The 11,291-nt window shown below is 71.5% G+C and carries 9 protein-coding genes; 5 read left to right on the top strand and 4 right to left on the bottom strand.

Translation table 11 applies throughout. From position 1 onward, the window contains the following. Positions 1-204: 204 nt before the first annotated feature. Positions 205-969, top strand: a complete 765-nt coding sequence (locus tag MQH10_RS18545) for a DUF6270 domain-containing protein (RefSeq protein ID WP_242565489.1) — start codon at positions 205-207, stop codon at positions 967-969. Here the strand turns inward: MQH10_RS18545 and MQH10_RS18540 are convergent. The 3 genes from MQH10_RS18540 to MQH10_RS18530 all read right to left on the bottom strand — a co-directional run bounded on the left by MQH10_RS18540 (position 966) and on the right by MQH10_RS18530 (position 5,203). Further along, positions 966-2,156 (bottom strand): hypothetical protein, encoded by a 1,191-nt coding sequence (locus MQH10_RS18540; RefSeq protein ID WP_242565488.1) that lies wholly within the window; start codon positions 2,154-2,156, stop codon positions 966-968. The genes MQH10_RS18545 and MQH10_RS18540 overlap by 4 nt on opposite strands. 78 nt (positions 2,157-2,234) lie before the next feature. Then, on the bottom strand, positions 2,235-3,257 hold the full coding sequence (locus MQH10_RS18535) for a hypothetical protein (protein WP_242565487.1): 1,023 nt from the start codon (positions 3,255-3,257) through the stop codon (positions 2,235-2,237). After that, positions 3,254-5,203, bottom strand: coding sequence for a glycosyltransferase family protein (locus MQH10_RS18530; protein WP_242565486.1), 1,950 nt, complete (start codon positions 5,201-5,203; stop codon positions 3,254-3,256). The genes MQH10_RS18535 and MQH10_RS18530 overlap by 4 nt, the downstream gene beginning before the upstream one ends. Positions 5,204-5,332: 129 nt before the next feature. On the opposite strand from MQH10_RS18530, the gene MQH10_RS18525 reads away from it, so the two are divergent. The 4 genes from MQH10_RS18525 to MQH10_RS18510 are packed head-to-tail and all read left to right on the top strand — an operon-like array spanning position 5,333 to position 10,678. Beyond that, positions 5,333-6,334, top strand: coding sequence for a sulfotransferase family protein (locus MQH10_RS18525; RefSeq protein WP_242565485.1), 1,002 nt, complete (start codon positions 5,333-5,335; stop codon positions 6,332-6,334). Between the two features lie 20 nt (positions 6,335-6,354). After that, entirely contained in the window at positions 6,355-8,151 is a 1,797-nt protein-coding gene (locus MQH10_RS18520) for a glycosyltransferase family 2 protein (protein ID WP_242565484.1), read from the top strand. After that, positions 8,148-9,554: a glycoside hydrolase family 99-like domain-containing protein gene (locus tag MQH10_RS18515; protein ID WP_242565483.1), complete on the top strand. Its 1,407-nt coding sequence runs from the start codon at positions 8,148-8,150 to the stop codon at positions 9,552-9,554. Before MQH10_RS18520 ends, MQH10_RS18515 begins: the two co-directional genes overlap by 4 nt. Further along, a complete protein-coding gene (locus MQH10_RS18510; protein WP_242565482.1) occupies positions 9,551-10,678 on the top strand; it encodes a glycosyltransferase family 4 protein in 1,128 nt (375 codons plus the stop codon). The genes MQH10_RS18515 and MQH10_RS18510 overlap by 4 nt, the downstream gene beginning before the upstream one ends. Here the strand turns inward: MQH10_RS18510 and MQH10_RS18505 are convergent. After that, positions 10,668-11,291: hypothetical protein (locus MQH10_RS18505; RefSeq protein ID WP_242565481.1), on the bottom strand; the 624-nt coding region annotated here is incomplete at its 5' end. The two genes, MQH10_RS18510 and MQH10_RS18505, sit on opposite strands and share 11 nt — an antisense overlap.

Raw genomic sequence — 11,291 nt, 5'->3', positions numbered from 1 at the left:
TCGACAGCAGGTTCGGGGCGCGCCTCGGCCGGGCGAGGCGCTGGAGGGCCGCGACTGATGATAGTGGGGGGCACAGATGTCAATCCTGCATGTGGACCGCGGGCTGCGCCGCCCAATGGCGGAAAGGCGCAGCGTAATGATAGAGACAGGTCGGGCCGATGGGGCGGCGTTGTTCGACGACCTGAGGACGCATGAGGGGAAGCCGTGTCGCGGGTAGCAATAATCGGCAGCTGCATAACGCGTGACTTGTGGCCAAACCTGGGCGAGGCGCCACAGGACCTGTTGTACCTTTGCCGCACTAGCCTGCCCAGTCTTCTGGCGCCCGCGGCGCGTGGCGTGACGGTCGCCGAGAGCCCGCCCGCCGGCCTGCGTCCGGGGCAGCACGCCGCCCTGACGACCGACCTGCGCAAGCGCGCCCTGGACCTGCTGATCGCGCACCGGCCGACCCACATCATCTTCGATTTCATCGACGAACGCTTCGACCTCATCCGCACGCCCCGCACCCTGGTCACCCATAGCTGGGAGCTGGAGACAAGCGGCTACATCCGTCAGGCGGCGTTCGAGGGGGCCAGGATCGTGCCCCGGCTGTCTTCGGCCTGCGACCTGATCTGGCGCGACGCGCTGGGCGAGCTGGCCGCCGTGATCGAGGCCACGCCCCTGCGCGACGCGCGCCGGATCCTGCATGCCTCGCAGTGGGCGACGACCTATGTCGATACGGACGGCGCGGTCCGCGCCTTCGGGGACGAGGTCGAGGTGCTGCCGGGCCGCCCGGCCCCGATCGCCGCTCACAACGCCCTGCTCGACCGCTACCAGGACGCCTTCCTCCACGCCCTGGACCCGGCGGTGGTGCGCGCGACGCCGGAGGCGACCCGCGCCGACGCCGGCCACCGATGGGGCCTGAGCCCGTTCCACTACGGGCCCGACTATTACGCCCAGATCCTCGGCCAGCTGGCCGGGCTGGGCGTCTAGTCCGAGAGGCCGAGCCGGACCCAGCGCTCCAGGGGCGTCAGGCCCTCCGCCGCCAGTTCCGGATGGGCGGCCAGATAGGCCGCGGCCTGGAAGCCCGGCGAGGGCTCGCCCACCGTCCAGGCGCCGCCGGCCAGATAGTCGCTGAGCGGATCGAGCCCGGCGGGGCGGGCGTCCCCGCGCCGCGCCGCATAGAGGCCGCCATCCATCCAGGGGCCGGGGGACAGGGCCGCGTCCCCGCCATGGACCACGAAGTGGCTGAGGGGCTCGTGCCCCTCGGCCGCCGTCTGCGGATAGGCCGCGCGGTACCAGGCCGGATCGAACAGCGGATGCGGCTTCAGGCCCCGCGACGACCCTTCAGTCAGATAGTGAACCAGCGGATTGGCGTCCTCGGCCAGGGCGGCCTGGGACCGGTAATAGGCGGCGTCGAACAGCGGATGGGGGCTGAGCCCCGCGGCCGCGCCGGTCCGCAGATAGTGCCCCAGCGGGGCCTCGCCCGTCTCGAACAGCTCCGGCGCCTGGACCAGATAGACGTCCGTCCGGAACAGCGGATGGGGATCGAACCCCTGGGCCGCGCCGATCCGCACATAGTGCTCCAGCGCGGTCAGGCCGGTCTGGCCCAGCTCCACGCCGTTGCGGCGGACATAATAGGCCGGGTCGAACAGGGGATGGGGCGCGCGCCCCTCCAGGCCGCCGGCCAGCAGATAATGGACCAGGGGGCTGACGCCGCCGGCCGCAATGTCGGGATTGCGCGCCAGATGCCAGGCCTGGTCGAACAACGCCTGCGGCCGGGCGCCCGGGTCGGCCCTGCGCCGCACATAGGCCTCGACAGCCCCGAGGTCATCGCCCCGCCAGAGACCGGAGGCCATGATGATGCGGGCCTGTCCCGCCGGCCCCAGGCGGCTCAGCAGGCGCTCGGCCTGTCGGCGCAGGCGATTGCGGCGGGCCGGACGGATCCAGGCGCGGCCGGCGGCGCGGTAATGGACCAGGGCCGCGGCGCGGGCGGCGGTCTCGGCCTCGGCGCGGGCGGCCAGCGCAGCGGCCAGGGCCTCGCCCAGGCGAACCCGGGTCAGGGCCTCGCGGGTCTGGGCGGTCTGGGTTTCGGCGCGCAGGGCGTCCTGGCGCGCGGCCAGGGTCGCGACCTTGTCGCGGATCGACTGGGGCCAGCTGTTCAAGGCGCGCGCGGTCACGGTTCCTGCCGACCCCTGTGGTTCTGATTCATCGGTGTCCCCCCGAGCCGTCATGGCGTCAACCGACCTCGCCCTCGATCAGGCCCTCGCCGGCCAGCCAGGACCGGAAGCCGCCCGGCCGGCGTCGAAGGGATCGGGAAAGGCCGCCTGCAGATCGGGCCGGTCGCGATAGACCAGCCGGTGCGCCCGGGTGATCGCCGTGCCGTCGGAATATTGGTCATAGGCCCAGTAGCGCGCGGGAATCGAGGGATCGGTCGCCGCCGTCACCTGGTCCTTGTACCAGCGCCAGATCTCATAGACCGGATAGTTGTCGCCGGCGTAGCGCTTGGTCATGACGTCGCCGGTCGGCCCCAGCTTGGTGAAGTGCCAGAAGCGCAGGGGCGAGCCATTCACCGTGATGGCGCCGTCGGCGGTCACCGCCAGCCGCCGCTGGCTGAGGTTCCAGCTGGCCACGTTGAAGCCGGGATCGCGAATGACGTCGACCTGACTGAACAGGGCCGGGACGTGGTCGCACCAGCGCTGGTCGACGAACAGGCCCATCGGGATGTCGTCATAGCAGTACTCTAGCAGACGATCGTTCCACCAGCGTGCGAAGCGGGCGCCCTCCCCCGTCGTGCGGATCGCGACGAAGCCGAGGTTGAAGATGCCGGTGCGCGAGGCCGAGAGATCGTGGTCAAGAATGGCCGCGCGATCGGTGTTGGGATCGAGCAGGTGCGGCGTCAGCGCGATCTCGGCCGAGCGCAGCCGTTCGACCAGCGGGTCGAGCGGCGCGAACAGGGCTGTGTCGGGGTCGAGATAAATGACGATGTCGGCGCCCGAGGCGCAGGCCTGGTGGATGAAGGGTCCCTTCACCGCGGTGCAGGCCTCGACCACGTCATGCTTGAACAGCCAGGCGGGATAGTCCGCGATCCCCAGATCCTCCCCCCACACGACCCGGTCGAAGGGTTCGCGCGCGGTGTCGAAATGGAAGCTGAGCGGTGGCCGGTCGGTGATCAGGGCGACCAGCTCCCAGTCCGGGTGGAAGCGGCGCAGGGTCTGATAGAGCACCCGGGCCCGGTTCAGATAGGAGAAGGTGAAGCTGGAATAGCAGAGGACCTTCATGCCTCGGCCTCCAGCAGATCGACGGTGAGAGAGCTGTAGGCCAGGTCGAAGTGGGCGGGCCGGCGCGCGGCCCGCGACAGGGCCAGGACCTCGCCGCTCTCGAACAGAGAAAACAGCTCGTCCTCGCCGGCCAGGACCCGGCCATGGCCGCCCTCCTCGGTGAAGGCCGCGATATTACCGCTGTCGGGCCGGGTCAGGATGGCGACGCCCGCGGCGGCCACCTCGTGGACGGTGAAGGAGAAGGTCTCGCGGCACAGCGACCAGAGGATCGCCACGTCGACGCCCAGCGACTCCAGCGTATCCAGCATGGCCCGCGGGCGCTTGGCGGTGACCGCCACCTTGTGGAAGGCGAAGCGGACCTCCTTCACCGGCGCCGAGGCCAGATGCAGGAATTCGTAGCGCGGATCGTGCTCGAACCGCTCGGCGAGATCGCGGAAGGCGGGCCAGCCCTTGTGCGGCGAGGGCATGCCCAGGAAGGCCACGCGCAGAGGTCCCTCCCGCGCCGGAACCGCCGGCGGCTCGCGCGGGACCAGCCGGGCGAGCGGGGCGATCCGATAGGGCTGGTCGGCCGGGGCGGTGGTCCGCGAACGCCAGAGCTCATAGGTCGAGCGCGATGGCGCGACCACGGTCAGGTCCAGGGCCTCGAACAGCCGGGCGTGGGCGTCGACCTGGGCGGCGCGATAGGGCCCGTAGACGCACAGACCGCAGGCCGGACTGTCCGGGGGCGGCGCGCCGCAATCGGCCACCTCGTTGCGCATCAGGTGATAGCCGGCGCAGAGGCTGGTGAAGTCGTGCAGCCAGAGGCAGCCCGGCCCCATGCCGGCGGCGGCGAGGATGGCGATGACCTCGTCCGGCGCATGGCCGAGCAGATTGTGGATGGCGTAGGCCCGCCGGGCTTTTGGCCCGCCGGGCGTCAGGGCGGCGACGACATCGCGGGCCGAGAAGGCGCCGATCGGCTTGCCGTTCCAGACCAAGCCCAGGGCCGCCGCCTCGCCCTCGCCGCGCACGATCGGCCAGTGGCTGGGCGGATGCACATGCAGATGGTCCCAGCCGCGCTCGGCCATGCCCGCCGCCTCGCGTTGAATCCCCAGCTGCACCCCGCCGACATTGGCCGTGTAGTCGTCATGGCTGAAGGTCAGATAGAGGTGGCCCGCCGCCGAGCGACGCTGGGCCAGGGCCTCGACCAGGGCCTTGGCCGGCTTGACGCGCACCTTGGCGGCCCGATCGGCCGCCCGCGCCAGGCGATCGGGCATGGCCTCGAGCCGCTGCAGCACCTGGTAGCGGAAGCCGAGATTGTAGCCCGCCGCCCGTCCCTCGGCCCGGCCGGCCAGCAGCCAGTGGACGAAGGGGTTCATGCCGACGGCGGCGACGTCGGGATTGAGTTCGAGATAGTCGGCGACCGAGAAGTCGCGGCGCGGATCGCGGCCCTCGCGCCAGCCGGTGGTCAGGAAATGGGTGAGCGGATCGAGCCCGTGCTCGGCGATGTCCGGATTGGCCCACAGATAGAAATCGGCGTCGAAGTCCGGGGCGACCAGGTCGCGGGCCTCGTCCGGCCCGGGTCCCGGGACCGGCGGCCGGGGCGGGGCGACGCGGGCGGGGCGCGGGCGGTCGAAGCGCCAGTCGGTCGCATGGCCGCCGTCGGCCTGGCGCCACAGATAAGGCGCGCCGTGCGGCGAGGGTTCGGCGTCGCGCCCCTCCCGCCAGCCGGCGGTCAGATAGTGATGGAACGGATTGACCTCGCCGAGATCGGGATTGGCCGCCCGATAGGCGCTGGAGCTGAACCAGGGGGCCGGGTCGCGGCCCTCCCGCCAGCCCTTGTCGGCGTAGTGGCGCAGGGGTTCGACGCCGGACTGAACGATGTCGGGATAGACCAGCCGATAGAAGGTCGCGTCGAAGGCCGTGGAAAGGACTCTGTAGACGTGATCGGGGGAGGCCTCGTCGGCCATTCGCGATTTCCTGTGCGACGCCCGTGGTTAGTGCAACAGAAGCGGAAGGGGATCAACCACGCCGGCCCTTGTCGGACGCCGCGCGCGCCCCTACAGCGGAGACACGACTTTCCGCGCGTTCAGGAAGACATGACCCGCACCGAGGCCCATTCCGGCCAGCCCCCGCGCCGACCGGCCTATCTGGTCCTGGGCATGCACCGGTCCGGCACGTCCGCGGCGACCCAGCTCCTGGCGCTGGCGGGCGCCCATCTGCCGGGCCATGTGATGGCCGGCGACGAGCACAACGAGAAGGGCTATTTCGAGCCCTGGCGGATCGCGGTGTTCAACGACGCGCGGCTGCGCGCCGGCGGCGGCGCTTGGGACGATCCTTTCGCCCACCCCTACCGCCCCCTGGCCGAGCCGGACGAGGCTGACTGGCGCGCGCGCGCCGCGGCCCTGTTCGCCGAGGAATATGGCGATGCGCCGATCCCGCTGCTGAAGGACCCGCGGGTCTCGGTGCTGGCGCCCCTGTGGCGGCCGGTGCTGGAAGCGGCCGGCTTCGAGCTGCGCGTGGTGATTCCCGTGCGCCATCCCCTGGCGGTCGCCGGATCGCTGGCGCGACGCGACGGCTTTCCGATCGCCAAGTCCGTCCTGCTCTGGACGAGCTACATGCTGGCCGCCGAGGCCGGCAGCCGCGGCCTGCCCCGCGCCTTTGTCGACTATGACGCCCTGCTCGCCGACTGGCGGCCGCAGGTCGCCCGCATCGAGGCCGCCCATGGCGCGCCCCTGCCCGACCTGTCCGCCAAGGCGGCCGCGGAGATTGACGCCTTCCTCAGCCCCGAGCTGCGCCACAACGCTGGGTCCGGCGACCTGGCCGGCGTGGCCGAATGGGGCGCCGACGCCCAGGCCGTGCTCGACTGGTGCAAGGCCGCGGCGACCGGGTCCGCCCCCGACGCCCAGCCGCTGGAGGCCGCCACCCAGCGCCTCAGCGAGCTGCGCGCCCGGATCGGCGACCTGGTCTCGCCCCTGTCCCGCGCCCTCGACCAGACCCGCGCCGACCTCGCCGACGCGCGGCGGCTGCACGCCTTCCAGATGCAGGAACGCGAGATCCAGATGGCCGAGGCCCTCGACGGCCTGCTGGCCCGCCGCTGACCCCAGTTAGACCGCACCCCGTGTCCGAACCCACCCCTCCCGAGCTTCAGACGGCCGAACCGCCCAATGTGGCGGCCCTGCTCGCACGCCGGCGCGAGCTGCACATGGTCCGCCGGGCGGTGGCCGAGGATCGCTGGCGCCGGTTCCGCGAGGCCGCCGGCCGACGGGACTGGGATCGCGAACGCGGCGGGCTGGAGCGACGGCTCGACCGCATCCTGGCGCGGTCGAAATGGCCGGGGCGGGTGCTCCTGCTGCTGCGCTCGGGCCTCTGGGACCTGAGGGTCAAGACCAGCCTGGGCCACCAGGGCGGGGCGGCCATGGGCCTGGTGGGCTATGTCCGCGCCGGCCCCGATCCGCAGGCCAATCCCCGGGCCCTGTTCGACCAGGCCTGGTACCTGCAGAACAATCCCGACATCGCCGGCACGCCCTGGGCGCCCCTGGCCCACTATCTGACCGAGGGCGATTCCGAGGGGCGCGACCCGCACCCTCTGTTCGACCTGGCCGACTATCGCGCCACCCATGCGGTGAAGCTGGCGGCCTGCGGCCTCACCGCCCTGCAGCACTTCGTCTATGTCGGCGCGCGGGAGGGCTATGACCCCCATCCGCTGTTCGATCTGCGCCACTATGTCGGCCAGGCCGAGGCCGTGGCCAAGAGCGGCGAGAACCCGCTCAGCCACTATCTGCGGGAAGGCTGGCGCGAGGGGCTGGATCCGCATCCGCTGTTCGCCAACGACTGGTACCTGGAGCGCAACCCGGACGTCGCCGCCCTGGGCGTCGCCCCCCTGCTGCACTACGTCACCGTCGGCGCGGCGGAGGGCCGGCCGCCGCATCCGCTGTTCGACGCCGGCTGGTACGCCGAGCGCTATCGCGAGACCGCCCCACGCGGGTCGAGCCCTCTGGCCCAGTTCGTCACCTCGAGCCCCGATCACCGCCGCAATCCCAGCGGGGACTTCGATTCCACCTACTATCTGGAACAGAACCCGGACGCCCCGCGCGACCAGCATCCGGTCATCCACTATCTGACCGAGGGCGCCTTCCTGGGCGTCTCCCCGGCCTCGGACTTCGACGAGGCGACCTATCTGGCCGACCATCCCGAGCTGGTGGATTCGCCGGTCACGGCCCTGGAGCACTGGATCCGCAGCCGCCTGCCCAAGCCCGAGGGCGGCGCCCGGTTCGCCACCGCCCAGGACGGCGGCCTGTTCGAACAGCTGCGCAGCCAGGCCCGGCAGCGCGATCCCGGCGCCTATAACACCGACGCCTATCGCGACCTGACCGCCGCGGCGCGCCGCCTGCGCGAACGCCGCAAGGGAGAGTTCCAGCCGCTCCCCCTGAAGCTGATCCGCTACGAGGCCCGCGAGATCGACGAGGCCGCCGCCGCCCTCGCCTTCCCGGTTGTCGCCGCGCCCAAGGCCTCCATCGTCATCCCGGCCTACAACAACCTGACCTTCACCCTGGAATGCCTGGCCTCGGTCCAGGCGGCGGGTGGGCTGGACACGGCCGAGGTCATCGTCATCGACGACGCCTCCACCGACCGGACCGCCGAGGTCCTGGCCAGGGTTCCGGGGCTCAGGCTGATCACCAATCCGCAGAACCTGAACTTCATCCGCACCTGCAACCGCGCCGCCGGCGAGGCCCGCGGCGACTTCGTGATCTTCCTGAACAACGACGTCCAGGTGCGCGACGGCTGGCTGGCCGCCCTGCTCGCGCCCTTCGACGAGATCGAGGGCGTGGGGGCGACCGCGCCCAAGATGCTGTTCCCCGACGCCGCCTGCAGGAGGCCGGGGCCCGCGTCGGTCTGGACGGGACCTCGGAGATGATCGGCCTGTTCGAGGACCCGGACCTGGCCCGCTGGAACCAGCGGCGCGAGGTCGACTACGCCTCGGGCGCCTGCCTGGCCGTGCGCCGCGAGGTGTTCTCGGACCTCGGCGGTTTCGACGAGGCCTTCGTGCCGGCCTATTGCGAGGACGCCGACCTCTGTTTCCGCCTGCGCAAGCGGGGCCTGAAGATCGTCTATGAGCCCAAGGCCGAGATCGTCCACCATCTGAGCGTCACGGCCGAGAGCATCGATTCCGGCTACAAGCTCCGGCTCGCCACCCGCAACCAGCAGACCTTCGTCGAGCGCTGGGGGGAGGAGCTGGAACTGCTGAACGCGGTGCGCACCATCGCCTTCCACCTGCCGCAGTTCCACGCCATCCCCGAGAACGACCGCTGGTGGGGCGCGGGCTTCACGGAGTGGACCAACGTCACCCGGGCCCTGCCCAATTATCGCGGCCACTACCAGCCGCACCGCCCCGCCGACCTGGGCTTCTACGACCTGTCCCAGGCCGACGCCCTGCGCCGCCAGGGCGAGCTCGCCCGCCGCTACGGGGTCGGAGGCTTCTGCCACTATTTCTACTGGTTCTCCGGCGGACGCCGGGTGCTGGAGCGGCCGCTGGAGCACCTGCTCACCGGCGCCGCCGGCGACTTCCCCTTCTGCCTGTGCTGGGCCAACGAGAACTGGACCCGCACCTGGGACGGCCAGGAGAACGACGTCCTGCTGGAGCAGACCTATGCCCCGGGCGACGCCGAGGCCCTGATCGCCGAGCTCGCGCCGTTCTTCGCCCGGCCCAACTATATCCGGGTGAACGGCAAGCCCCTGGTCTTGATCTACCGCATGGGCCTGTTGCCCGACGCCAAGGCCTGGACCGACATCTGGCGCGCCTGGTGCCGCGCCAACGGCGTGGGCGAGATCTATCTGGCCTTTGTCGAGAACTTCGAGCACGCCGGCGTCCATCCCGAACCCGCGGCGCTGGGCTTCGACGCCTCGGTGGAGTTCCCGCCGGCCGGCGCCGCGACCCCGATCCATCCGCCGGGCGCGGTGATCAATCCGCACTTCAAGGGCCAGGTCGCCGACTATCGCCGCATGGTGCGCCACTATTTCACCGAGGCCGTGCCGGGCCACACCCGGTTCCGCGGCGTCGCGCCCTCCTGGGACAACACCGCGCGGCGCCAGGATGCGCCCTATGTCTTCCACTTCGCCTCGCCCGGCGCCTTCCAGGCCTGGCTGGAGGTGATGCTGGCCGAGACCCGGCGGCAGAATTTCGGCGACGAGCGGATCGTGTTCATCAACGCCTGGAACGAATGGGCCGAGGGCGCCCACCTGGAGCCCGACGTGAAGTTCGGCCACGGCTGGCTGGAGGCCGTCCGCAACGCCCTGGACGCGGACCTGCTGAAGCGATGAGCGACACCCCCGACCTCTGCGTGGTGGGCCACCCCTTCGCCCCGATCGGCATGGGAACGCACGGCCGCGCCGCCATCCGGGCGCTGGACGCCGCCCGGGTCCCGGTGCGGGTGGTGGATGTCTACGGCATGGACCGTCGCCGCGACGCGGGCCTGGAGGCCGAGTTCGCCCCCCGCCTGGCCGCCGGCCTCAGCCCGAAGATGAACCTCTTCTGCATCAACGCCGACGAGGTCGAGCCGACCCTGAACCGCATGGAGACGGCGGCGTTCGAGAGCGCCTACAACATCATCTATCCGGCCTGGGAGCTGGCCAAGTACCCCGAACCCTGGGCCCGCATCCTGGAGCGCTTCGACGAGGTCTGGGCCCCCTCGGCCTTCGTCCGCGACGCCATCGCCCCGGCGCTGGACCGGCCCGTCCAGCACATGCCCCTGTCGGTGGAGCCCCGGCTGGGGAGCTTCCTGGGGCGGCGCTATTTCGCGATCCCCGAGCACGCCTTCGCGATCCTGTTCTCCTTCGACTTCTCGTCCTACGCCCAGCGCAAGAACCCCGACGCGGTGCTGGACGCCTTCGAGCGGCTGGCGGCCCGGCGGCCGGAGGCGGCCCTGCATTGCGTGATCAAGTTCAAGGGCGGCGATCCCGAACATCCGACCGCCAAGGCGCTCACCGCCCGCATCGCGGCGCTCGGCGGCCGCGCCCAGGCCCTGACCCGCCCCCTGACCGACGACGAGATGGGCAATCTGATGCGCAGCGTCGACGCCTTCGTCTCCCTGCAGCGCTCGGAGGGCTTCGGCTTCGGCATGGCCGAGGCCATGGCGCTGGGCCGCGCCGCCGTGGCCACCGGCTATTCCGGCAATCTCGACTTCATGACGCGTGAGACCAGCCGGCTGGTGGACCACCAGCTGATCCCCGTGGGCCCCGACGACTATCCCTATCCGGACGGCCAGGTCTGGGCCGACCCGGACATCGGCCAGGCCTGCGACATCCTGGAGCGGCTGATGGACGATCCGGCCGAGCTGCGCGCCCTGGGCGGCCGCGCGCGGCGCCACATGCGCACCCATTTCAGCTACCGGGCCGGCGGCCTGCGCTACGCCGCCCGGCTGGCGGAGCTGGCGGCTAGGGCTTAGCCGGCGCGGCCGGCGCGGGGATGAGGCCGCCCGGATCCTGGGCGATCGCCACCTGCCGGATGATGAACTCCCCGCCGCCGCCCGCGTCGAGATCGATGCGGATCTGGTCGATCAGCGAGCTGGTCCAGTCGCCCCCGCCGGCGGCCTGATGCTTCATGTCGAAGACCAGCACGGTCGGCTGGTTGAGCGGCGGATCGCCGCCCAGCACCGGCTTGGCGTAATAGGCCGTCGATTCCTTGTGGGCGGGGGTCGAGTAGTAGAGCGTGCCGTCCCAGGCGTCGCCGGGCAGGGTGCGCACCAGGCGGACCAGCACCAGGGTGCGGATGTGGCCGTCGACATTCAGGCCGCGCGGGCTGCGCAGGACGGGATCGGCGGAGACCTCGCGAAAGGTCATGCCGAGGCCGTCGGCCGGCGCCACCTCGCCATTGGTGGCGACAAACCCGTCCGTCGCGCCTTCGAAGGTCCAGAGCTTCTCGGCCCGCAGGGGCTTGCCGTTGAATATGAAGGTCTGGGCGGCCCGGTCCCAGGTGATCGGCGCGATCAGGGCCGGCGGCGGCGCCGGCGCCGGCGTGTCGGGCGAGGTCGGGGTCGGGGTCGGGCCGAGCTCGGCCAC

It is taken from the genome of Phenylobacterium aquaticum, assembly GCF_022695515.1.
Lineage (GTDB): Bacteria > Pseudomonadota > Alphaproteobacteria > Caulobacterales > Caulobacteraceae > Phenylobacterium > Phenylobacterium aquaticum.
Note: the sequence above shows the minus strand (reverse complement) of the source record. Positions and strands in the feature narration are given on the sequence as shown.

Coding starts and splice junctions, on each gene's coding strand:
- MQH10_RS18535 (WP_242565487.1), bottom strand. CDS start 3,257: ATGAAGGTCCTCTGCTATTCCAGCTTCACCTTCTCCTATCTGAACCGG.
- MQH10_RS18530 (WP_242565486.1), bottom strand. CDS start 5,203: ATGGCCGACGAGGCCTCCCCCGATCACGTCTACAGAGTCCTTTCCACG.
- MQH10_RS18525 (WP_242565485.1), top strand. CDS start 5,333: ATGACCCGCACCGAGGCCCATTCCGGCCAGCCCCCGCGCCGACCGGCC.
- MQH10_RS18515 (WP_242565483.1), top strand. CDS start 8,148: ATGATCGGCCTGTTCGAGGACCCGGACCTGGCCCGCTGGAACCAGCGG.
- MQH10_RS18510 (WP_242565482.1), top strand. CDS start 9,551: ATGAGCGACACCCCCGACCTCTGCGTGGTGGGCCACCCCTTCGCCCCG.